The organism is Stenotrophomonas sp. DDT-1 (assembly GCF_001580555.1).
GTDB lineage: Bacteria > Pseudomonadota > Gammaproteobacteria > Xanthomonadales > Xanthomonadaceae > Stenotrophomonas > Stenotrophomonas sepilia.
In genome coordinates this window covers 1-20,790 of sequence record NZ_LEKR01000023.1, presented here as the reverse complement: position 1 = coordinate 20,790, position 20,790 = coordinate 1, and the positions used below count along the sequence as shown (strand labels likewise).

At 67.8% G+C, this 20,790-nt stretch carries 22 protein-coding genes; 11 read left to right on the top strand and 11 right to left on the bottom strand.

Features of this window, described 5'->3' with window-relative positions; translation table 11 throughout:
- Nucleotides 1–49: 49 nt before the first annotated feature.
- The gene (locus AB839_RS12430) at nucleotides 50–1,153 is read right to left on the bottom strand and encodes an alkene reductase (RefSeq protein WP_061479629.1); all 1,104 of its coding nucleotides are present in this window, start codon (nucleotides 1,151–1,153) and stop codon (nucleotides 50–52) included.
- A 130-nt stretch (nucleotides 1,154–1,283) separates the two neighbouring features.
- Between AB839_RS12430 and AB839_RS12425 the strand changes: the two genes are divergently transcribed.
- Nucleotides 1,284–2,189 (top strand): LysR family transcriptional regulator, encoded by a 906-nt coding sequence (locus AB839_RS12425; protein ID WP_061479599.1) that lies wholly within the window; start codon nucleotides 1,284–1,286, stop codon nucleotides 2,187–2,189.
- Nucleotides 2,190–2,199: 10 nt separating this feature from the next.
- Here the strand turns inward: AB839_RS12425 and AB839_RS12420 are convergent, their stop codons facing one another.
- On the bottom strand, nucleotides 2,200–2,619 hold the full coding sequence (locus tag AB839_RS12420) for an Imm70 family immunity protein (protein WP_061479598.1): 420 nt from the start codon (nucleotides 2,617–2,619) through the stop codon (nucleotides 2,200–2,202).
- Nucleotides 2,620–2,806: 187 nt separating this feature from the next.
- Between AB839_RS12420 and frmR the strand changes: the two genes are divergently transcribed.
- The 5 genes from frmR to AB839_RS12395 all read left to right on the top strand — a co-directional run bounded on the left by frmR (nucleotide 2,807) and on the right by AB839_RS12395 (nucleotide 7,097).
- Entirely contained in the window at nucleotides 2,807–3,082 is a 276-nt protein-coding gene (gene frmR / locus AB839_RS12415; RefSeq protein WP_005411009.1) for a formaldehyde-responsive transcriptional repressor FrmR, read from the top strand.
- A gap of 59 nt (nucleotides 3,083–3,141) precedes the next feature.
- A complete protein-coding gene (locus AB839_RS12410; protein ID WP_061479597.1) occupies nucleotides 3,142–4,251 on the top strand; it encodes an S-(hydroxymethyl)glutathione dehydrogenase/class III alcohol dehydrogenase in 1,110 nt (369 codons plus the stop codon).
- A gap of 8 nt (nucleotides 4,252–4,259) precedes the next feature.
- On the top strand, nucleotides 4,260–4,607 hold the full coding sequence (locus AB839_RS12405) for a YqcC family protein (protein ID WP_061479596.1): 348 nt from the start codon (nucleotides 4,260–4,262) through the stop codon (nucleotides 4,605–4,607).
- A gap of 22 nt (nucleotides 4,608–4,629) precedes the next feature.
- The gene (gene fghA, locus AB839_RS12400) at nucleotides 4,630–5,460 is read left to right on the top strand and encodes an S-formylglutathione hydrolase (RefSeq protein ID WP_061479595.1); all 831 of its coding nucleotides are present in this window, start codon (nucleotides 4,630–4,632) and stop codon (nucleotides 5,458–5,460) included.
- A gap of 191 nt (nucleotides 5,461–5,651) precedes the next feature.
- Entirely contained in the window at nucleotides 5,652–7,097 is a 1,446-nt protein-coding gene (locus tag AB839_RS12395; RefSeq protein ID WP_061479594.1) for a GGDEF domain-containing protein, read from the top strand.
- 114 nt (nucleotides 7,098–7,211) lie between these two features.
- On the opposite strand, the gene AB839_RS12390 is transcribed toward AB839_RS12395, so the two are convergent.
- The 5 genes from AB839_RS12390 to AB839_RS12370 form a co-directional block, all read right to left on the bottom strand.
- Complete coding sequence (locus AB839_RS12390; RefSeq protein WP_006469105.1) at nucleotides 7,212–7,550, bottom strand: hypothetical protein; 339 nt, start codon at nucleotides 7,548–7,550, stop codon at nucleotides 7,212–7,214.
- 77 nt (nucleotides 7,551–7,627) lie between these two features.
- Entirely contained in the window at nucleotides 7,628–8,569 is a 942-nt protein-coding gene (locus AB839_RS12385; protein ID WP_019662081.1) for a DegV family protein, read from the bottom strand.
- A 95-nt stretch (nucleotides 8,570–8,664) separates the two neighbouring features.
- Nucleotides 8,665–9,297, bottom strand: a complete 633-nt coding sequence (locus AB839_RS12380) for a 2-hydroxychromene-2-carboxylate isomerase (RefSeq protein WP_061479593.1) — start codon at nucleotides 9,295–9,297, stop codon at nucleotides 8,665–8,667.
- A 25-nt stretch (nucleotides 9,298–9,322) separates the two neighbouring features.
- The gene (locus tag AB839_RS12375) at nucleotides 9,323–10,585 is read right to left on the bottom strand and encodes an amidohydrolase family protein (protein ID WP_061479592.1); all 1,263 of its coding nucleotides are present in this window, start codon (nucleotides 10,583–10,585) and stop codon (nucleotides 9,323–9,325) included.
- The gene (locus AB839_RS12370; protein ID WP_061479591.1) at nucleotides 10,585–11,994 is read right to left on the bottom strand and encodes an amidohydrolase; all 1,410 of its coding nucleotides are present in this window, start codon (nucleotides 11,992–11,994) and stop codon (nucleotides 10,585–10,587) included. The genes AB839_RS12375 and AB839_RS12370 overlap by 1 nt, the downstream gene beginning before the upstream one ends.
- A 152-nt stretch (nucleotides 11,995–12,146) precedes the next feature.
- On the opposite strand from AB839_RS12370, the gene AB839_RS12365 reads away from it, so the two are divergent.
- Together AB839_RS12365 and AB839_RS12360 are read left to right on the top strand one after the other, a co-directional pair.
- Nucleotides 12,147–12,923, top strand: a complete 777-nt coding sequence (locus tag AB839_RS12365) for an AMP nucleosidase (protein WP_049415280.1) — start codon at nucleotides 12,147–12,149, stop codon at nucleotides 12,921–12,923.
- 43 nt (nucleotides 12,924–12,966) lie between these two features.
- Entirely contained in the window at nucleotides 12,967–13,506 is a 540-nt protein-coding gene (locus tag AB839_RS12360; protein WP_005419210.1) for a DUF924 family protein, read from the top strand.
- Between the two features lie 121 nt (nucleotides 13,507–13,627).
- On the opposite strand, the gene grxD is transcribed toward AB839_RS12360, so the two are convergent.
- Complete coding sequence (gene grxD, locus AB839_RS12355; protein WP_061479590.1) at nucleotides 13,628–14,554, bottom strand: Grx4 family monothiol glutaredoxin; 927 nt, start codon at nucleotides 14,552–14,554, stop codon at nucleotides 13,628–13,630.
- 59 nt (nucleotides 14,555–14,613) lie between these two features.
- Here grxD and AB839_RS12350 point away from each other — a divergent pair, with 59 nt between their 5' ends.
- A complete protein-coding gene (locus tag AB839_RS12350) occupies nucleotides 14,614–15,393 on the top strand; it encodes a polysaccharide deacetylase family protein (RefSeq protein ID WP_061479589.1) in 780 nt (259 codons plus the stop codon).
- 125 nt (nucleotides 15,394–15,518) lie between these two features.
- On the opposite strand, the gene AB839_RS12345 is transcribed toward AB839_RS12350, so the two are convergent.
- Genes AB839_RS12345 through AB839_RS12335 form a run of 3 tightly spaced genes read right to left on the bottom strand, consistent with a single transcriptional unit; the run spans nucleotide 15,519 to nucleotide 18,138 of the window.
- Nucleotides 15,519–16,238, bottom strand: a complete 720-nt coding sequence (locus tag AB839_RS12345; protein ID WP_061479588.1) for a class I SAM-dependent methyltransferase — start codon at nucleotides 16,236–16,238, stop codon at nucleotides 15,519–15,521.
- A 4-nt stretch (nucleotides 16,239–16,242) separates the two neighbouring features.
- Entirely contained in the window at nucleotides 16,243–16,860 is a 618-nt protein-coding gene (locus tag AB839_RS12340; protein ID WP_061479587.1) for an SGNH/GDSL hydrolase family protein, read from the bottom strand.
- Between the two features lie 3 nt (nucleotides 16,861–16,863).
- Nucleotides 16,864–18,138 (bottom strand): pyridoxal phosphate-dependent aminotransferase, encoded by a 1,275-nt coding sequence (locus tag AB839_RS12335; protein WP_061479586.1) that lies wholly within the window; start codon nucleotides 18,136–18,138, stop codon nucleotides 16,864–16,866.
- A gap of 113 nt (nucleotides 18,139–18,251) precedes the next feature.
- On the opposite strand from AB839_RS12335, the gene rsgA reads away from it, so the two are divergent.
- Entirely contained in the window at nucleotides 18,252–19,361 is a 1,110-nt protein-coding gene (rsgA, locus tag AB839_RS12330) for a ribosome small subunit-dependent GTPase A (protein ID WP_061479585.1), read from the top strand.
- A 123-nt stretch (nucleotides 19,362–19,484) separates the two neighbouring features.
- The gene (locus AB839_RS12325) at nucleotides 19,485–20,738 is read left to right on the top strand and encodes a flavohemoglobin expression-modulating QEGLA motif protein (RefSeq protein ID WP_061479584.1); all 1,254 of its coding nucleotides are present in this window, start codon (nucleotides 19,485–19,487) and stop codon (nucleotides 20,736–20,738) included.
- The last annotated feature ends 52 nt before the right edge of the window (nucleotides 20,739–20,790 follow it).

Here is a 20,790-nt window from a genome sequence, read left to right as displayed (position 1 = left end):
ACCAAGGGTCGGAGCCGCACCTGTGGCGGGGATCCGACCCCGTGCGGGATCAGCCTGCGGCCGGGTAATCGAGGTAGCCTGCCTCGCCGCCCCCGTAATAGGTGCTGCGGTCCGGCGTGGCCAGCGCGACGTTGCGCTGCAGGCGCTCGACCAGATCCGGGTTGGCGATGAACGGCTGGCCAAACGCGGCCAGGTCGATGGTGCCAGCTTCGACCAGCTGCAGGGCGCGTTCGCGGGTCATGCCACCTGCCAGGATGACGGTGCCGCCGTAGGCCTGCTTGAACTGCCGCAGGAACACCTCGCCCAGCACCGACTGGCCCGCCTGCAGGTTGTCGTTGAGATGCACATAGGCCAGGCCGCGCTTGCCCAGCTCCTCGGCCAGGTACAGGTAGGTGGCCTCGTTGTCGGGGTAGAACGGCATGTCGAAGGTGAGGTTGTTCGGCGCCAGGCGCACGCCGATCCGCTGCGCACCGATGCGCTGGGTCATCGCATCGACGGTCTCCAGGATCAAGCGCGCACGATTGGGCAACGAGCCGCCATAGCGGTCCTCGCGCTGGTTGATGAGCGGGTTGAGGAACTGTTCGAACAGGTAGCCGTTGGCGGCATGCAGTTCGATGCCATCGAAACCGGCGGCGATGGCGTTGTCGGCGCCGCGCGCGAAGTCGTCGACGATGCCGGGGATCTCTTCGGTGGCCAGCGCACGTGCCGGCGTGGGATCGGCGTGGCCGCGGCTGCCGTCGTCCAGATAGACGAACGAGGTGTTCTTCGGTGCGCTGGCGACCGGCCGGGTACCGGCGCTTACCGGTTGGCCACCGTCGGGCTGCAGCGAGTAATGCGACATGCGGCCGACGTGCCAGAGCTGGGCGAAGATCGTGCCCTGTGCGGCATGCACCGCCTCGGTGACGAGCTTCCACCCGGCAACCTGCTTGGCCGACCAGATACCCGGCACGTCGATGTAACCCTGGCCCTGCGGCGAGACCGGGGTGCCTTCACTGATGATCAGGCCGGCGCTGGCGCGCTGCCGGTAGTACTGCGCGGTGAGTTCATTGGCCACCGCGCCGGGGTTGCGGGCGCGGGTCATCGGGGCCATCACGATGCGGTTGCGCAGGGCGATGCCTGCCAGATCGAAGGGGCGGAACAGGGCGGCGGTCATGTCGGTCATCTTGGTGCGGGGAGGAGGCGCCAGCGGCGCGATGCACACAGAATGGAGTTGACATGCAGGCGCATAAAGCGCTTCGATCTCCCCAGGTGCGGGACTATTTGTCCCCAATGGAGCGCGATAGATGCTGCCGCTGGAATCATTGAATGGCCTGGTCACGTTCGTTACCACGGCCCGCTCAGGCAGCTTCACCGAGGCTGCCGACGCGCTGGGCATCTCACGCTCGGCGGTCGGCAAGGCCATCGCCCGGCTGGAAGCGCGGCTGGGCGTGCGCCTGTTCCACCGCACCACGCGGCGCATCGCGCTGACCACCGACGGCGAAGCGTACTACGCATCGTGTGCGGCGGCGCTGGAAGAAATCTCCGCCGCCGAGGCCTGCCTGGGGTCGGCCGGCCTGCCCAGCGGACGGCTGCGCATCGACATGCCATCCTCGTTCGGGCGCCTGGTGGTGCTGCCGGTGCTGCTGCGCCTGTGCCGGCAATACCCGGACCTGCAACTGACGATGACCTTCACCGATCACTTCGTCGATCCGGTCGAAGAGGGCATCGACCTGCTGATCCGCTTCGGCGGATTGCACCAGGCCGAGCATCTGGTCGCGCGCCGGCTGGGTCGCCAACGACTGGTCACCTGCGCATCGCCGGAGTACCTGCAGGCGCATGGCGTGCCGGCCTCCGTGGAGGATCTGGCGCAGCACCGCAGCGTCGTTGGTTTCCGCCACGGCCAGCCGGTGGCGTGGCGGATCGGCAGGGACGATGCCGAGGGAACGTTCATCCCGAATGCGACCTACCAGCTCAACGATGGTGACGCGGTGATCGATGCGGCCATCGCTGGGCTGGGCATCTGCCAGATGCCCGTTTCACTGGTACGCCGTCATCTGGAATCCGGGGCGCTGCAATCGGTGCTGGATGCGCACATGCAGCGGCATATCGACATCCATGCGCTGTGGCCACCGACCCGCCACCTGCGGCCCAAGGTGCGCTACGTGGTAGATGAGCTGGCGCGGTTGGCGGCTCAGGGCGTGTTTGATTGAGCGTAGGGCATCAGTAGTTGATGATCCGGGCGGACGTGTCTTCGCCTTCCTGAAGTGCTTCAAACACCTCGGCCAGAAGCGCGATCAGATCGCGCCCATGTGAGGTGACGAAGTAGGTCGCCAGGCTGTCGATGTCGCCAGCGATATCGTCTCCCCACGGTGGACGCTGGGTTCTATCCTCGAACGACCATATGACACGGGCTGGCGCAAGCTCGGCCAGCTCTCGGCGGACCCTATGTAGTTCGGCCAGCGCGGCGGCAGCATCTGATTGCTGCAGTCTGCCGGCGTATAGCTGATTCAAGAGGATTGGGAATCGACTTCCCCAGCCATTCGGCTCCAGGTTGCCGGATATGGTCGAGAAGAAGGCATAGAGAAACGCGCCACTGCCGATCTCATCGGTGATGCGCCCGGGTTGGATGCCAACACCCATTGCCTGGTTCCTGATTCTGCCGATCCTACAGCATGCCCCGATGCGTTAACGGTAGAAGCGCAATTGCTCTAATTGATTGATATGAAAGGATTCAACGGCACTATCGCGGAGGCGGGAGATGCCATTTCCGTCACTTTGCCAATACGCATGTATACTATCCCCCAGTATAGTTCCGAGCTGGCCCGCCATGCCGCACTCCCCCGAAGAGAAGAAGAAGGTCCTGGCCCGCGTGCGCCGCATCCGCGGCCAGTGCGATGCGCTTGACCGCGCGCTCGAAGCTGGCGCCGACTGCGGGCCGGTGCTGCAGCAGATCGCCGCCATCCGTGGCGCGGTCAACGGCCTGATGTCCGAGGTGATGGAGGCCCATCTGCGCGAGGAATTCGGCCAGCCCGCCGCCTCCGACGAACAACGCGCCGAACGCGTGCGCGACATGAGCGCGTTGATCCGCTCGTACCTGAAGTAAACGACGGCGCAACATGGCGCCGCCCATCCTGTCATTGCCTGTCTCTGGAGAGTCCACCCATGAAATCCCGTGCCGCCGTCGCCTTTGGTCCCGGCCAGCCGCTGCAGATCGTCGAGATCGACGTCGCCCCGCCGAAGAAGGGCGAAGTGCTGGTGAAGATTACCCACACCGGTGTCTGCCACACCGACGCGTTCACCCTGTCCGGCGATGACCCGGAAGGCCTGTTCCCGGTGGTGCTGGGCCATGAAGGCGCCGGCATCGTGGTGGAAGTGGGCGAGGGCGTGACCAGCGTCAAGCCGGGCGACCACGTGATTCCGCTGTATACCGCCGAGTGCGGCGAGTGCCTGTTCTGCAAGAGCGGCAAGACCAACCTGTGCGTGTCGGTGCGCGCCACCCAGGGCAAGGGCGTGATGCCCGATGGCACCAGCCGCTTCAGCTACAACGGCGAGCCGCTGTATCACTACATGGGCTGCTCGACCTTCAGCGAGTACACCGTTGTTGCCGAAGTCTCGCTGGCGAAGATCAACCCGGACGCCAACCCGGAACACGTCTGCCTGCTCGGCTGTGGCGTCACCACTGGCATCGGCGCGGTGCACAACACCGCCAAGGTGCAGGAAGGCGACAGCGTGGCGGTGTTCGGCCTGGGTGGCATCGGCCTGGCGGTGATCCAGGGTGCGCGCCAGGCCAAGGCCGGCCGCATCATCGCGGTGGACACCAATCCGTCCAAGTTCGAACTGGCGCGCGAATTCGGCGCCACCGACTGCATCAACCCGAAGGACTTCGACAAGCCGATCCAGCAGGTCATCGTGGAAATGACCACCTGGGGTGTGGACCACAGCTTCGAGTGCATCGGCAACGTCAACGTGATGCGCGCGGCGCTGGAATGCGCGCACCGTGGCTGGGGCCAGAGCGTGGTGATCGGCGTGGCCGGTGCCGGGCAGGAGATCTCCACCCGCCCGTTCCAGCTGGTAACCGGCCGCAAGTGGATGGGCACTGCCTTCGGTGGCGTGAAGGGCCGCAGCCAGCTGCCGGGCATGGTCGAGGACGCGATGAAGGGCGACATCGAACTGGCCCCGTTCGTCACTCACACCATGGACCTGGACAGGATCAACGACGCCTTCGACCTGATGCATGAAGGCAAGTCGATCCGTTCGGTGGTCCACTACTGAGGCGCGGCGTGGGCTGGTTCGATGCCCTGCGCCGGCCGCGTGCGGAAGACCCGCGCGCGGCCCTGGTGGCGCCGATCGAGCAGGCGTTGCGTGCGCTGGGCTGGGTCGACGGCGAGGTGGGACCACCGCGTGCGGTGACTTCGGCCTTCGGCAGCGACGATGGCATACCGTTCGAGCAGTGGCTTGCGCAGGTATTCCTGCCGCGCCTGCACGAAGCCCGCGCCGACGGCCAGTGGCCACCGCGCAGCGACGTGGCGGTGGCGGCGTACCGCAATCTGGATGGCCAGCCTGGCGTCGAATCGCTTCTGCGCCTGCTGTCGCAGCTGGATGAGTTGATCAACACACGTGACGGCTGACGCCGCCGCGCAGGAGAGCACCATGGAACGCATTGAACACCGCGCCTGTTTCGGCGGCTGGCAGGACGTCTACCGGCATCATTCCACCACGCTGGGCTGCGACATGCAGTTCGCCGTGTACCTGCCGCCGCAGGCGGAAACGCAGAAGCTGCCGGTGCTGTATTGGCTGAGCGGCCTGACCTGCACCGAGCAGAATTTCATCACCAAGGCCGGCGCGCAGCGCTATGCGGCCGAGCACGGTGTGATCATCGTCGCGCCCGACACCAGCCCGCGCGGTGATGACGTTGCCGATGCCGAGGGCTACGACCTGGGCAAGGGGGCAGGCTTCTACCTCAATGCCACCCGTGCTCCGTGGGCGAAGCACTACCGCATGCACGACTACGTGGCGCAGGAACTGCCGGCGCTGATCGAGGCGAACTTCGCGGTGACCGACGCGCGCGCGATCAGTGGCCATTCGATGGGAGGCCATGGCGCGCTGGTGATCGCGCTGCGCAACCCCGGGCGCTATCGCAGCGTGTCGGCGTTTTCGCCGATCGTCGCGCCCAGCCACGTGTCGTGGGGGCAGAAGGCCTTCCATGCCTATCTGGGCGACAACCCGGCCGACTGGGCGCAATGGGATGCCTGCGAGCTGATCGCTATGGCTGACGAGCGCCTGCCGCTGCTGGTCGACCAGGGCGAGGCGGACGAGTTCCTGCAGACCCAGCTGCAGCCGCAGCGCCTGCAGCAGGCCTGCGCGGCCGCCGGCCATCCGCTGACCCTGCGTCTGCAGCCGGGCTACGACCACAGCTACTACTTCATCGCCAGCTTCATCGGCGAGCACATCGCCCACCACGCCCGCGCCCTGCAGGGCTGAGCGCGTTCCGGTGGTGCCGGCCGCTGGCCGGCACCACCGGAACGCCCAGGGATTCCCCGGAATTGCCGGCCAGCCGCCGGCACTACCATGGTGATGCACGCGGAGTGTCGTTTTGCCGCAGTGGATCACGCCGCTGTGGCGTGCCGGCGCGCTATCGTGCGCTCAGACGGCCTTGCGGATCGGGGGGATGCATGCCGGTAGTGCTGGCGCTGCTGTACGTGCTCTGCCATGGGCTGGCCGTGGCGTTCTGGCCGAGCCCGGCGGGCGTGGGCTCTTTCCTGTTCCTGACCGGCGCACCGCTGCTGGCCGCCGCCGCGTGCCTGGTGCGGGCGCAACGTGACCGCGCCGCTCTGGGCTGGCGTTCTACCGCGATGGCACTGCTGCTGTGGGCCGGTGGCATGACGTTCAACATGGTGGATGCGCTGGGCGCCGGCCGGGCTGACTTCACCCCACGCGTCAGCCTGTTGTTGTACGTGCTGTATGGCGTGCCGCTGGTGTTCATCCTGGCCCGGGCACGCCGCGAGCGCCCGAGCATCAGCCTGATCGATGCGGCGATGGCGGCGCTGCTGGGTGTGCTGTTCTTCGTGCACACCGCATCGTTCGCCGCCCGTGTCGAGGTCGACGCCCATGCCATGTCCAACATGCAGCGCATGTTCGACATCCAGAACCTGTGTATCGCCGCGTTCGCCGTGGTGCGATGGCTGGCCGGCGACGTGCCCGAACGGCGCAGGTTCTTCCGTGCACTGGCGTTGTACGCACTGGCCTATCTGCTGGCGGCCTACTACATCAACCACTACACCTCCGATGATGCATTCGGTGCGTTCAACGACCTGCTGATCGACGTCCCTTTTCTGCTGATCGCCTGCATGGCGCTGGACACGGCGCCGGACACAGGCACCACGGCACACCCGCGGCTGGCGAGGACGGTGCAGGCCGCCGGTCCGATCATCCTGCCGTTGCTGCTGCTGGTGGTCGGCACGCTGGTGGTCGATCATGCGCGGCCGTTGGCCGTCGCGGGCTTCGTCGTAGCCACCCTTGGTTTCGGCCTGCGCAGCGTCCTGCTGCAGACCGATCTGCTGGAGCGTCAGGCAGCGCTGGATCAACTGGCGCGGCAGGATGGCCTCACCGGCGTGGCCAATCGCCGCGAGTTCGACGCGCGGCTGACCTCCGAGTGGAATCGCGCGCGGCGCAGCGGCACCGAGCTGGGCCTGCTGCTGGTGGATATCGACCACTTCAAGGCCTTCAACGACCGGCACGGCCATCCGGCCGGTGATCGTTGCCTGCAGACGGTGGCCGGGGTGCTGAAGGGCGTCGCAGGTCGCGGCGGTGACAGCGTTGCGCGTTATGGCGGTGAAGAATTCGCTGTCATCGTGCCTGGAAGCCCACTGTCGGGCGTGCTGGCGCTGGCCGAGCGCCTGCGCGAAGCGGTCGAAGCGCTGCCATTGCCGGAAGGCCCGGTCAGCATCAGCGTCGGCGTGGGCTACCTGCACCCACCGGCGCTGGCCAGTGCCGACCAGCTGCTGGCCGATGCCGATGCCGGCCTGTATGCCGCAAAGCGTGCCGGCCGCAACCGGGTGGTCCTGCATGCGCGCGTGCTGGATGACGAGGGCAACGCGCACGGCACCATGGACTGTTGAGCGGACCAGCCCATGGCGTGCCGCCCGTCCAGGGACATCGCACTGGGTAGTGCCGGCCGGTGGCCGGCATCTCCTCGGTTGCCGGCCAGCGGCCGGCACTACCACGGCGTGGCCTCAACGCACGTCGCGCAGTTCCCAGTGGTGGCCGGCCAGCAGGCGCAGGCGCTGCTTGAACACGTCACTGTCGATACGGGTGGTGGCGACCAGGTTGATGCGCAGGTCCTTCTGCTCGCCGGTCACGGTGGCGTCCGGATCGGTCACGCCCCACTGCGGTTCCACCGCATCCGGGTCGGGTTGCTTGGCTTTCCAGCGCTCGAACAGCGTGCCGCTGCGCAGGGCGTCCTGCAGCTCTTCGGCGAAACCGGCGGCGCCCTGCGAATGGAAGGACAGGTCAGGGTCGTTGCCGCGGGCTTTGGACGGGTCGGGCAGGCTGATGTGGTACTGCGCAGGCATGAAGTTCTCCTTGAAGTGCGGCAAGACTGGCACAACCGCGGTGGAATCGATGTGCAGATTCCAGCCACGGTCGGCCTTCATTCAAACCGGTGTGGCCCATCGGCGAAACCCACCGTGACCGCGCCCTTGCCGACATTGACCATGCCGGTCAGGCTCATCACCGATTCGTAGACGGTCACGCCATGGCCGGCGCAGACCTCTTTCAGCTGTGCGTAGCCGGGCAGGGCACGCAGCTCGTCCAGTTCTCCGCCGTAGCTGACGCACACCGTCGGCGTCATCAGCCCGGCACGCACGCGCTGGCCGACCACCGCGAACAGCTTCTGCACGGCGCTGTCGAAGCCCTTGATCTTGGCGACCGGCCCGGTTTCGCCGCGGTAGCCGTGCAGCACCGGCTTGATGTCCAGTGCGCTGCCCAGCGCCGCACTGAGCAGGCCGACGCTGCGGTCGCCCTTATGCCGGGCGCGCGCACGCATGTAGTACAGATCACGGGTGACCATGTAGCCGTGCACGTTGCCGGCCAGTTCTTCCAGCCGCTCGCGGATCTGCTGCACGCTGGCGCCACTGTCACGCAGGCGAACCGCCTCCACCGCAGTCACCGCCTGCGCAGCGAACAGGTTCTGGGTATCGAGCACGCGCAGCGCGAACGGTGAGTTGTAGCCCGCTGCCTGCCGAACCGGCTTGTAATCGTTGAGGATGGCGAAGCTGGCCTGCAGCGCATTGTCGTGGATCGGGCTGCGGGTCTTGGTGATGGTCATGCAGAACACGTGGTCGTAATCGATGACCAGCTGCTGCAGGAACAGGTCGCGGATCTGGTTGACACTGAAGGGGATGGTCTCCGCCTCGGCACCGTGCTCGGCCACGTGTGCATGCAGGAAACTCAGCGTGGCCTGCTCATCGCGATGATCGGCCAGCACGGCTTCGCCGATGCGGACGGTGATCGGCAGCAGCACGATGTTGTGCTCGGCAATGAAGTCCTGCGGCAGGTCGCAGGCCGAGTCGACGACGATTCCGATGCGCATCCGCGGCTCCCCCTCCAGGGCGGTTGTAGGTTCGGAAACGTGAAATCTATCTCAAATTATGGCGTGGCGCGCGAGGGAAATGCGCCAGGCCCTGTTCAGCGACTGCGCTGCACGGCCACCGGAAGTTCGGCCAGGCGCTGCCATTCGGGCTGCTGCAGCAGGGCGGGATCGGCCAGCACGGCGGCCATCAACGGATGGGCGTCGTTGCCCCAGAACAGTTCGTCATCGATGGCCAGGGTCGGTACCCCGAACACGCCGGCAGCAATGGCGGCCTCGGTGTTCCTCCGCAGCTGCTCCTTGACCGCGGGGGCCGCGATGGCGCTGGCGACATCCTCGATGCCCAGCCGCGCAGCCGGTTCGCGCAGGGCCTCGGCGCTATCGGCGGCATTGCCGTCGCGCCAGATCCAGTCGAACAGCACGTCCACCGCCTGCACGCTGCCACCGGCGGCCAGGCACAGCCGCAGGGCAGACAACGGGTTGAACGGGTGGCCCGGCGGGAACCGCAGCGGTGTGCCTTCGGCCTGCGCAGTCCACAGCAGCTGGCGGTACATGAAGCGGCGCTTGGCCGGAATCTCGGCCGGCCCGAGGTTGCCCAGGTGATGCAGCACCGCACCGAAGGCGATCGGCACGGTCTGAATCTGTGCGAACTGGGGCAGCTGCTTCAGCTTCTGCCAGTGCAGGTAGGAATAGGGCGAGACGAAGTCGAAGTACCAGCGCAGGGTGGCCATGCGGGTTTCCTTGGATGACTGGAGGTCAGGGCTGCGCGTTGCGCTGCAGGTAGCGGTCGCGCAGCTCGGTCTGGCGCGAGCGCATCGGCATCGCCCGGCCGCCCAGCCAGACCTGTTCGGCATAGTGCGCCACGTCCAGCGGGTCGCCTTCCCACAGCACCAGGTCGGCACGCTTGCCCGGCTCGATGCTGCCGATCTGGTCGGCCACGCCGAACGCCTGCGCCGGCACCCGGGTCAGGCCGGCCAGGCCGTCGGCCCAGGGCAAACCGTTGGCCACGGCATTGCCGGCCAGCTGGCGCATCTTGCGGGCGTTGTGCGAGGCGTCGCCACGCTGCACGAACGAGACCGCCACGCCGGAACGTTGCAGGCGTGCCGCATTTTCCAGCGTGGCGCCGATCTGGTCGAAGTTGGCCGGCAGGTTGGACAACACATCGACGAACACCGGTACCTGTGCGGCGGCCAGCTCCGGCGCCAGCTGCCAGGCTTCGCTGCCACCGGCGATGGCGATCTTCACCTTTTCGCGGGCGGCCCAGCGCAGCAGCTGGCGAATGTCCGCCGCGCGGTCCACCTCCACCACGATGCGGCCGTGCCCGGCCAGGTAGCGGCTGAGCGTGCGGCGCCCGGCCGGCGTCAGCAGCGCGTGCGGTGAGTCCGCGGCAACCTGGCCACGCGCCTCGTCCACCATCTGCTGCAGCAGCATCCATTGCGCTGCACGCGACTGCCCGGTCAGCTCCACTGCGGCCGACCCCAGGCGCAGGAACAGCGCGCGCGGCCCGAGGGGATCGGCGCTGCCGTCCAGCCGCATCACGCCACCCTGGCCTGCAACGAAGCCGCCGCCGGTGGCCGCCCCCAGGGCGGTGAAGCCGATGCCGTCCAGGCGTGCCACCGGGATCAGCACCGAGGCCGGGTTGTACGCCAGGGTGACATCGAACTCGGGGCGCAACGGTTGTTCGCCGATCTTCAACGTGCTGTCGACCGTGCTCGCTTCACCGGAGACCTCTTCGATGCCGATCTCGGTGATGCCCCCGAACAGCGCCGGTGTCAGCGGGCGGCCATCGGCCTCGACCACGCTGGCCCCGGCCGGGGCGGACAGCCCGCTGCCGACTGCGCGGATGATCCCGCCCTGCACCAGCACATCGGCGTGCTGCAGGCTGCCGCGCGTGCTGGCCGTATGCACGGTCGCGTTTCGCACCAGCAGGTCCTGCGCCTGCGCGGATGCGGAGAGGCAGGCCAGCACCATGACCGTAGCGCCGAGCCATGCCCGGCGACGCTTGTTCAACGCGCCCATCAGTGCACCTCCTGGCCAAGCTGGAAGTCGGAACGTGGCGTGGCCGCAGGTGCGCTGCGGTCGTACAGGCGGCGGCCGTCGATGAAGACCTGCTCGGCCAGCGCGTACGAGCTGAAGGGGTTGCCGTTCCACACCACCACGTCGGCCATCTTGCCGGCCTCCAGGGTGCCGGTCTGGCCTTCAATCCCCAGCGCCCTGGCGGCGTTGGCGGTCATCCAGGTGATGGCGTGTTCGGGGGGGATCTCCGGCATGCGTGCGCGGCGCGCGGCGGCGATCACCTTGGCCGCTTCCTGGTTCAGGCGCTGGATGCCTTCGGGTGAATCGGAATGGACGATGGCGCAGCTGTTCTTCGGGCGATCGACCAGTGCGATGTTCTCCGGAATGCCGTCGAAGGCTTCCATCTTGAAGCCCCACCAGTCGGCCCACAGCGCGCCGCAGACGCCGTCGGCGGCCAGCCGGTCGGCCAGCTTGTAGGCCTCCACGCCGTGGTGGAAGGCGGCCACCTTGAAGCCGAATTCCTTGGCCAGGTCGAGCATGGTGGCCATCTCGTCGGCGCGGTAGCAATGGATATGCACGCGGATGTCGCCCTCGATCGCACCGGCCAGCGTGTCCAGCTTGAGATCGCGCTTGCCGCCGGCATCACCGGCGCTGTCGCCCTTGTCGCTGCCGAACCAGCTCCTGCGCTTGGCCGGCTTCGGTTTGTTCTTGGCGATGTAGTCGGCGGCATCGATGAAGGCGGCGCGGTAACCGGCAACGTTGCCCATCCGCGTGGCCGGAGCGACGCCCTTGCCTCCGCCGTACACCCGCTTCGGGTTCTCGCCACAGGCCATCTTCAGTCCCCACGGTGCGCCGGGAAACTTCATCGCCTGGTAGGTGATGGCGGGGACGTTCTTCAGGGTCACACCACGACCACCGACCAGGTTGGCCGAGCCCGGCAGCACCTGCATGCTGGTCACGCCGCCGGCCAGTGCGGTGGCGAAACCCGGGTCCTGCGGCCACACCGAGTGCTCGGCCCAGACGTTGGCGGTGACCGGCGCGGTCATCTCGTTGCCGTCGCTGTGCGCGCCGACGCCCGGGCTGGGGTACACGCCCAGGTGCGAGTGCACGTCGATCAGGCCGGGTGTGACCCACTTGCCCTGCGCATCGATGCGGGTGACACCGGCATCGGCCTGCAGCTGGCGGCCGACGGCAACGATGCGGCCCTCGCGCAGCAGCACGTCGGCGTTGTCCAGGCGCTGGCCGGTGCCGGTCAGCACGGTGGCGTTCTGGATCAGCACCGGTGCATCGGGGTGTGCCTGGTAGGTGCTGGGGTAGGGATCGGCGACGAAGCGCGAGGCGCCCACCGCCGGTGCCGTGCTCAATGAAACCAGCGCCAGTGCCACCCCGGTGCGCAACAACGTCGATGCCATGCAGTTCCCCTTGCAGCCTGGTCCAACCGCCGACGCTAGCCCGGAGGCGGCGGGCTTGCCAAGTGACCTTCTTCACAGGCCTGCCGACGGTAGCTCGACGGCACCGGCCGGGTGGCTGAAAATACCCGGTCCCACGCCGTACCGGACCGCCCATGAAGAGCAAGCAGGAAATCGTCGACAACTGGCTGCCGCGCTACACCGGCGTGCCGCTGGACCAGTTCGGCCAGCACATCCTGCTGACCAACTTCGGCGGCTACCTGCACACCTTTTCCGAGCTGACCGGTGCGCCCATCATCGGCCTGGACCGGCCGATGGCCAGCGCCACCATCGATGGCATCACCATGATCAACTTCGGCATGGGCAGCCCCAATGCCGCGATCATCATGGACCTGCTGTCGGCAGTGATGCCCAAGGCGGTACTGTTCCTGGGCAAGTGCGGTGGCCTCAAGCGCAAGAACCAGCTGGGTGACCTGGTGCTGCCGATCGCGGCGATCCGCGGCGAAGGTACGTCGGGCGACTACCTGCCGCCGGAAGTGCCAGCCTTGCCGGCGTTTGCGCTGCAGCGTGCAGTCTCGACCATGATCCGCGACCTCGGCCACGACTACTGGACCGGCACCGTCTACACCACCAACCGCCGGGTCTGGGAGCACGACGAGGCCTTCAAGGAGCGGCTGCGGGCGATGCGCTGCATGGCCATCGACATGGAAACCGCCACGGTGTTCGCGGCCGGTTTCGCCAACCACATTCCCAGTGGCGCGCTGCTGCTGGTCTCGGACCAGCCGATGATCCCCGACGGGGTCAAGACCGAGGCTTCCGATGCCAAGGTCAGCTCCCAGTTCGTGGAAAACCATATCCAGATCGGTATCGAGGCGCTTAAGCTTATCCGGCGCAACGGCAAGTCGGTCCGCCACCTGCGCTTCGATGAATGATGATGATGGCCTGGCGCGGCGCGCCGGCCCTGGGGAGTAGGTCATGGACGTTGCCGCGCAAGTGGTGGATTTCTGGAAAGAAGCGGGCCCTGCGAAGTGGTTCGCCCGCGACGATGCGTTCGACGCGCAGTTCCGCCAGTTGTTCCTGGATGAGCATTTCGCCGCCGCTTCGCGTGGGCGTGAACACTGGCTGGGCAGTGCCGAGGGCGCACTGGCGCTGATGCTGCTGCTGGACCAGTTCCCGCGCAACTGCTTCCGCGGTACTGCCCATTCCTATGCCACCGATGGCCTGGCCCGGCACTACGCCATGCGCGCCATCGAGGAAGGCCTGGACCTGCAGCTGGTGCCGAAGCTGCGCGCCTTCATCTACCTGCCGTTCGAGCACTCCGAGGACCCGTTGGACCAGGACCGTTCGGTGGCGATGTTCGATGTGCTGGGCGACAAGGAATACCTGCAGTACGCCGAGCTGCACCGCGACATCATCCGCCGCTTCGGCCGTTTCCCGCACCGCAACGCCGTGCTGGGGCGCATTCCCTCGCCGGAGGAACTGGACTACCTGGCCGAAGGCGGTTTCGCCGGCTGAAAGAAAGGGGACGGAGGGGATTAAGTCGTTTGTGGCATAAACGACTTAATCCCCTCCGTCCCCTTTTTTTGGGGGCCAGATCCGCTTTCCGCAGGAAAGGGCGCTGACCCCGCGCCGTCAATCAGTACTTCGGCACGCCGTTGTCGACGTCTTCCGACCAGGCGTTGATGCCGCCGGTCACGTTGAACACCTTGGTGAAGCCCAGGGCGCGGAACTGCTCGGCGGCCTGCGCGCTGCGACCACCGTGGTGGCACATGAAGGCCAGTGCGGTGTCCTTCGGCAGGGCTTCCAGCGCGGCACGGCCGTTGCCGTCGAAGGTCTTGAACGGCACGCCGACGGCGGCGATCTCACGTTCGTCGGCCGGGCGCACGTCCACCAGGGTGATGTTGCCGGCACGCACCAGGTCGTCGGCATCGCGCACGCTGATTTCCTGCACCGGCTTGGGCGCGTTCGGGTTGTCGATGGCCAGGCCCTTGCCGCGGATGTCGTCCACCCAGTCGATGGTGATGCCGTTGGCGCGACGGGCACTGGCCAGGTCGAACTGCACGCGCAGGCCATTGGACTCGGCAGCGATCGCGCCTTTGTCGTGCGGGGCCAGCTGGAAGTTCGGCTGGAAACCGGCGTCGATGGACAGCTGCAGGGCCGCGCCCGGGGCATCGGCCAGCGCGCCCTTGAGCATTTCCACGGCGGCCGGGGTGACGGTGATGCTCGGCGGGGTACGGTCCGGCGCAGCCAGGCCCAGCACGCTGCTCAGCTCGCCGCTGGCGGCCATCTGCAGCACGATGTCGCTGCCGCCGACCAGTTCGCCGTCGATGTACAGCTGCGGGATGGTCGGCCAGTCGCCATAGGCCTTGATGCCTTCACGGATTTCCTGGTCGGCCAGCACATTGACGTGGGCGAACTCGACGCCCAGGTCCTGCAGGGCACCCACGGCCTTGGCCGAGAAACCGCACTGCGGCATCGACGGCTGGCCCTTCATGAACAGCACGACGCGGTTGGCGTTGAGGATGGATTCGATGCGCGAACGCAGGGCGGGATCGAGGGACATGGACGTCGGGGTTCCGGGAATTCGAACCATCGATTCTACCCCTCATGGCATCATGGGGGATGAGCAACGCAGGAACATTGCATCGCATTCCGACCCGGCCCTGGCGCTGGCTGCCCTGGCTGGTGGCGTCGCAGCTGCTGGTGATCCTGGTCTGGGTCCTGGCGGGCTGGCACTGGGGGTTGCCGCTGATGGTGGCCAGCCACGCGCTGTTCTTGGTGCCGGTGTTCCTGCCCAACAGTCGCTTCTATGCGCCGGTGCTGAGCCGGTTGCCGGATGCCGGCAACAGCGTCTGGTTGACCATTGATGACGGTCCTGGCCCGGAAACCCGTGCCGTCCTCGACCTGCTGGACCGCCACCAGGCCCACGCTACCTTTTTCCTGGTGGGCGAGCGCGCGCTGGCGCAGCCGGAACTGGTGCAGGAGATCCTGCGCCGCGGCCACGACCTGGGCAACCACAGCCACAGCCATCCGCAGGCGCGCTTCTGGCGGCTGGGCCCGGCGGCGATGCGCGCCGAGATCGAGGGCTGCCAGCACGCGCTGCAGGCGGTAAGCGGTCGCCCGGTGCGCTGGTACCGCTCGGTGGTGGGCATGACCAATCCGTTCGTGGCGCCGGTGCTGCAGCGGCTGGGCCTGGTCCGGGTCGGCTGGAGCGCGCGCGGCTTCGACGGCATCGGTTGCACGGCGCAGGGGGTGCTCGACCGCCTGCTGCCGGATCTGCGACCGGGGGCCATCGTGCTGCTGCATGAGGGGGCCGCCCACGGCCACAACCTGGCGATCATCGAGGGCGTGCTGCAGGCACTGGACGAGCGCGGGCTGAAAGCGCGGCTGCCGGTCCCGTAACGCCGGCCCTGGTGATGTAGAGCAGCCGGGCATGGGCTCGGCTCTACAAGGGGGGCGCTACTGTAGCGCCCGAGCCGATGCTCGGGCGGCGGTGCGCAGCACCGGAAAAACGTCGCAGCGCGGCTCTACAGCGCGGGGCGTTCGGCCACCAGCAACCAGCTGTTGAATGGCGTGCGCCCATGCAGGGGACGCGGCGCCGTCACCTGCAATCCGGCCTCGGCCAGTGTCGCTTGCAGCACGTGCGGGTCGGGGTAGTGGCGCGGCCGCGTGCCCATCCAGCCGACCAGCCAGGCCAACCGGTCCGCCACCCGCGTGGTGCGGTCGCGACCATCGCCGGTGGCCAGCGGCGTGCGCAGCAGCAGGCGGCCGCCGGCGGCCACCCGCGCGCTGGCCGCACGCAGCAGTGCCAGTTGTGGGCCCGCGTCCAGGTACTGCAACACATCCAGCAACAGGACGTGTCCGGGCTGCGCCGGCAGTGGCGCCTGCACGTCCAGGCAGTCGAAGCGCACAGCGTGCAGGCCGGTGGCGGCACGCTGGGCACGGGTGATCTTGCCGGCATCCACGTCCACGCCGAGGTAGGGGTGGGTGCCGCCGCGCTGGCGCAGCACATGGGCGAACAGCCCCAACCCGCAGCCCAGGTCCAGCACCGGCTGCCCGTCGTCGCGCAGATGCTGCAGCACGCCGTCATACAGCGGGTCGCTGCCGAGCTTGCCGCGGGTGTAGTAGTAGTCGCGATGGCTGCCCCAGGCCCGTGCCGGGCGGAACGCTTCGGCGATCGCGCGGGCCTGCGGGGCGGTCAGCGGTGTGCAGGGCAGGGGCGGGCCGTTCCGTGGCTTACCATCCATCGTGTCAGTCCGTTCCGCCGAGCAGGCGTGCGGCGACCGGCAGCGCGCGCGCGCTCCACAATGCGTACATCCGCGCCGACGGGTGCAGGCCGTCTTCGGCGATCATTGCCGGGTTGCCGCCCTGGTCACGGCTGATGTCGGTGATGTCGACGAAGGCCACGCCCTGCTGGGTGCTGATCACCTCGGCCGCTGCGTTGAACTCGTCGGTCTCGATCTCGATGGTGGCCAGGTCGCGGCCGCTGCCGGCACCGAACGGCGTCGCGCCCCAGTCGGGGAAGGACAGCACCAGCACGCGCCCGGGGCGGCCACCGGCAAAGCCGATCGCCCGCTGCAGCAGGGCCTGGAACTGTACGCGGTACTCGTCCAGCGGCCGGCCGCGGTACTGGTTGTTGACGCCGATCAGCAGGCTGACGAAATCGAACGGGCCCTGGGGCGCAGCCGCATCGATGCCGGCGTCCAGCTCGTCGGTGGTCCAGCCGGTGGTGGCGATGGTCTGCGGGTCGGCCAGCGCCACATCCTGCGCACGCAGGGCGGCGGCCAGCTGGTGCGGCCAGCGGTCTTCGACGGCAACGGCTTCTCCGACGGTGTACGAGTCGCCCAGCGCCAGGTAGGACAGCGCCACCGCTCAGGCCACCGAACGGCGCGGCTTCAGCGGCACGACCTTGGTCGCGTCCTCGGCACGCCGGGCCAGCACGCGGTCGATGCGGGCGAACACATCGCGCATCACCGAGGCTTCCGGCAACAGGGTCACGCGGAAATGATGGCGGTAGGGCACGTTGAAGCTGGAACCCGGTACCACCAGCACGCCTTCGTTGTTCATCAGGTCCAGCGCGAAGGTGTGGTCGTCAAAGCCCTTGGCAGCGGCACCGACCACGGCCGGGAACGCATACAGCGCACCGGCCGGCGCGACCAGCGACAGGTGCTCGCTGGCTTCGCAGGCGTCGATCACCGCGCGGCGGGTTTCATACAGGCGGCCGCCCGGGGTGCACAGTTCGGAGATGGTGTCCGGGCCGTTCACTGCGGCCTCGATGGCGTACTGGCCCGGTACGTTGGCGCACAGGCGCAGCGCGCCCAGCAGGTCCAGCGCGGCGCGGAAGTCGCCCAGGCGCGCGTCGTCGCCGCTGAGATGGGCCCAGCCCACACGCCAGCCGCAGGCACGGTGCACCTTGCTCAGGCCGCTGAAGGTCAGGCACGGATGGTCGCCGGCCAGCGGCGCGACCGGCTGGAACACCGCATCGTCGTACAGGATCTGGTCGTAGATCTCATCGACCAGCAGCAGCAGGTTGTGGCGGCGTGCGATCTCGACCACGCGCTCCAGCAGTTCGCGCGGGTAGCTGGCGCCGCTGGGGTTGTTCGGGTTGATCAGCACGATGGCGCGGGTGCGCGAGGACACCAGCGTCTCGATCTCGCTCGGGTCCGGCTGGAAGCCGTTTTCGGCGGCGCAGCGGTAGTACACCGGTCGGCCATCGTTGAGGATGGTGGAGGCCGACCACAGCGGGTAGTCCGGCGACGGCACCAGCACCTCATCGCCCGGATTGAGCAGTGCGCGCAGCGACAGGTCGATCAGCTCGCTGACACCGTTGCCGACGAACACGCGGTCCGGATGTGCATCCGGTGCGCCGCGGCGGGCGTAGTAATCGGCGATGGCTTCACGCGCCACCGGCAGGCCCTGCTGGTGGGTGTACGGGTCGGTGCGGCCCATGTCGTCGGCGATCGCGCGCTGCAGGTGCTCGGGTGCGCGGAAACCGAAGTTGCCCGGGTTGCCGATGTTGAGCTTGATCAGCTTGCGGCCCTGCGCCTCCAGCTCCCGCGCTCGCCGGGCCAGTTCTCCGCGGATTTCGTAGCGCACTTCGGAAAGGCGCTCGCGGATGGCCAGGGGCTTGGGCGAGATGGTGGACATGAGGCTGGGCCGTCAAAAGGCATGGGGATTCCATCCTACCGGAATTGCTGCAGTGCATGGCAATGGCTCCGGGCCTGCCATTGCTGGGCTGGCCGGGGGCCGTCACAGGTAGAATGGCGGCGATGACCCAGACCCCCGATTTCATCGCCCTGCAGACCATCGGCTGGCCCTGGCCGGGCCCGGCGCAGCAGGCCGACTGGCAGGCCGAGATGGCCGCACACCCGCAGGCCCGCCCGGCGCGGGTGATCGAGCAGCACCGGACCCATTACGTGGTGGCCGATGGCCCGGATGCGGCGATCAAGGCCGAGTCACTGCCGGAATGGCAGCGCCCGCGCTTTCCCAGCCACGAGCGGCCGGCCGTGGGCGACTGGGTGCTGCTGGACGGCGTCCGCATCGTCGCGCTGCTGCCACGTCGCACCGCGATCAAGCGTGGCGCCGCCGGTGAGCACTACCACCAGCAGGTGATCGCAGCGAACATCGATACGGTGTTCATCGTCTGTGGGCTGGATGCCGACTTCAATCCGCGCCGCATCGAGCGCTACCTGCTGCTGGTCGGCGGTGGCGGCGCCGAACCGGTGGTGGTGCTGACCAAGGCCGACCAGACCGAGTACAGCGAGGATGCGCTGGCAGTGCTGGAAGAGCTGGAGATGCAGGGCATCGCGCTGCATGCGATCAATGGCCTGGATGCCGACAGCGTGGCGGTGCTGCGGCCGTGGCTGGGCCCGGGGCGCACGGTGGTGCTGGTGGGCTCCTCCGGTGCCGGCAAATCCACGCTGACCAACACCCTGCTCGGCGAGCAGCGGATGAAGACCAACGCGGTGCGCGCCAACGATTCGCGCGGCCGCCACACCACCACCCATCGCGCGTTGATGCCGCTTCCGACCGGCGCCTGCCTGATCGACACCCCCGGCATGCGCGAGCTGAAACCGACCGGCGAAGAAACGCTGTCCGAAGGTGGCTTCGCCGATATCGAAGCGCTGGCCACGCAGTGCCGTTTCAACGACTGCAAGCATCAGCAGGAACCGGGCTGCGCTGTTCGTGCAGCGATCGACGCTGGCGAGATCGAAGAGAGCCGGCTGCTGAACTACTTCAAGCTGAAGGAAGAAGTGGCTGCCGCTGCCGCCAAGCTGGCGGTGCGCCAGGCCGAGACCGCGCAGGAACGTGGCGGCAAGAAGGGCAAAGGCCAGCAGTTCCGCCCGGCCGGAAAGCCACGCCGGCGCTGACAGTGCAGCCGAGCGTGGGCTCGGCTCTACAACCGTTGTATCCCGGGACACCTTGTAGCGCCCGAGCCAATGCTCGGGCGGCGGCGCACTGCGCCTGGCACGGCAGGGCGCTATAGTCCGCGCATGGAACCGACCGCGACGCTGGACCGTGAGGTGGCCCACCATGCAGCGCTCGATGCGCGCCTGGTCGAGGCCGTGGGAGGCATCCGCCTGCTGGGGCTGACCAGCTGGCCGGCCACGGTGCAGGTACCGTTCCTGGACAGCGTGGCGCGCGGCCAGCCGGTGCTGCCGAAGGTGGATTACCCTCGGCTGGACTTCAGCGAAGAGCGCCGTGCGCTGGCCGCGATCGCCGCCGACTGCGATGACAGCCACCCGCTGGGCCACTATGTGCAGCAGTCGGCGCAGAGCTGGGACCTGGCCGCGCAGCTGCTTGAGGGGCTGGGCACTGCCGCCGTCGATACCTGTTCGGTGCAGCTGTTCGGCGCGCCCGAGCAGCCGCTGCCGGGCAATGGCCCGAGTACGCGCGACGCGGCACGCCACTTCATCCAGATTGCCGCCGAACTGGACCACGAACTGCTGGCACCGGAAGAGCAGGTACCGGTCTCGGCCATCGCCCTGCAACTGCAGTTGCAGAACGACCTAGATGCGTTCTTCGAATCGCGCATCATCCAGGTGCAGCTGGATCCGGAGCTGGTGTCCAAGGCGGCTGCCGGCCCGACCCGCATCCGCCTGCGTACCAGTGCGCGCTTCAGTGCCTACGACCGCGCGCAGCTGTTCCACCACGAAGCGCTGGTGCATTCGCTGACCGCATTGAACGGCCGCGAACAACCGGTGCTGCCCAGCCTGGCGTTGTCCTCGCCGCGGGTGACGGCCACCCAGGAAGGGCTGGCGACGTTTGCCGAGCAGATCACCGGCAGCATCGACATCGAGCGCCTCAAGCGCATCAGCCTGCGTACCGAAGCGATTGCGATGGCACGCGAAGGCGCCGACTTCATCGAGGTATTCCGCTATTTCTGCGACGCGGGACAGAACGCGGAAGAGAGTTTCGCCTCGGCGCAGCGCGTGTTCCGCGGCGTGCCGCCCCGTGGCGGCCTGGCCTTCACCAAGGACACGGTGTACCTGCGCGGCCTGGTGTCGGTGCACACCTTCTTCCGCCACATGCTGGCCGAGGACCGCCTGCAGGTCTGCCGCTGGTTGTTTGCCGGCAAGATGAGCCTGGCCGATGCGATCGCGTTCGCGCCGCTGTTCGAGGCGGGGGTATTGAAGCCACCGCGCTGGCTGCCGCACTGGGTGAGCCGGGCGAACGGCCTGGCCGGCATGCTGGCGTTTTCGCTGTTTGCCAACCGGATACGGATGGACCAGCTGGCACCGGAATGAAATGCGTTGGCGGGATGATGCGCTGGCGCCTCGATGGATATCGCTGGGCGGC

Bases quoted from the DNA above. Each gene is read 5' to 3' on its own strand.
- fghA (WP_061479595.1), top strand. From the start codon at position 4,630: ATGGAACGCATTGAACACCGCGCCTGTTTCGGCGGCTGGCAGGACGTC.
- AB839_RS12380 (WP_061479593.1), bottom strand. From the start codon at position 9,297: ATGGCCACCCTGCGCTGGTACTTCGACTTCGTCTCGCCCTATTCCTAC.
- AB839_RS12420 (WP_061479598.1), bottom strand. From the start codon at position 2,619: ATGGGTGTTGGCATCCAACCCGGGCGCATCACCGATGAGATCGGCAGT.
- AB839_RS12360 (WP_005419210.1), top strand. From the start codon at position 12,967: ATGGACGTTGCCGCGCAAGTGGTGGATTTCTGGAAAGAAGCGGGCCCT.
- AB839_RS12370 (WP_061479591.1), bottom strand. From the start codon at position 11,994: ATGGCATCGACGTTGTTGCGCACCGGGGTGGCACTGGCGCTGGTTTCA.
- AB839_RS12325 (WP_061479584.1), top strand. From the start codon at position 19,485: ATGGAACCGACCGCGACGCTGGACCGTGAGGTGGCCCACCATGCAGCG.
- frmR (WP_005411009.1), top strand. From the start codon at position 2,807: ATGCCGCACTCCCCCGAAGAGAAGAAGAAGGTCCTGGCCCGCGTGCGC.
- AB839_RS12345 (WP_061479588.1), bottom strand. From the start codon at position 16,238: ATGGATGGTAAGCCACGGAACGGCCCGCCCCTGCCCTGCACACCGCTG.
- grxD (WP_061479590.1), bottom strand. From the start codon at position 14,554: ATGTCCCTCGATCCCGCCCTGCGTTCGCGCATCGAATCCATCCTCAAC.
- AB839_RS12375 (WP_061479592.1), bottom strand. From the start codon at position 10,585: ATGGGCGCGTTGAACAAGCGTCGCCGGGCATGGCTCGGCGCTACGGTC.
- AB839_RS12385 (WP_019662081.1), bottom strand. From the start codon at position 8,569: ATGCGCATCGGAATCGTCGTCGACTCGGCCTGCGACCTGCCGCAGGAC.
- AB839_RS12425 (WP_061479599.1), top strand. From the start codon at position 1,284: ATGCTGCCGCTGGAATCATTGAATGGCCTGGTCACGTTCGTTACCACG.
- AB839_RS12335 (WP_061479586.1), bottom strand. From the start codon at position 18,138: ATGTCCACCATCTCGCCCAAGCCCCTGGCCATCCGCGAGCGCCTTTCC.
- AB839_RS12430 (WP_061479629.1), bottom strand. From the start codon at position 1,153: ATGACCGCCGCCCTGTTCCGCCCCTTCGATCTGGCAGGCATCGCCCTG.
- AB839_RS12390 (WP_006469105.1), bottom strand. From the start codon at position 7,550: ATGCCTGCGCAGTACCACATCAGCCTGCCCGACCCGTCCAAAGCCCGC.
- rsgA (WP_061479585.1), top strand. From the start codon at position 18,252: ATGGCGGCGATGACCCAGACCCCCGATTTCATCGCCCTGCAGACCATC.
- AB839_RS12410 (WP_061479597.1), top strand. From the start codon at position 3,142: ATGAAATCCCGTGCCGCCGTCGCCTTTGGTCCCGGCCAGCCGCTGCAG.
- AB839_RS12365 (WP_049415280.1), top strand. From the start codon at position 12,147: ATGAAGAGCAAGCAGGAAATCGTCGACAACTGGCTGCCGCGCTACACC.
- AB839_RS12350 (WP_061479589.1), top strand. From the start codon at position 14,614: ATGAGCAACGCAGGAACATTGCATCGCATTCCGACCCGGCCCTGGCGC.
- AB839_RS12395 (WP_061479594.1), top strand. From the start codon at position 5,652: ATGCCGGTAGTGCTGGCGCTGCTGTACGTGCTCTGCCATGGGCTGGCC.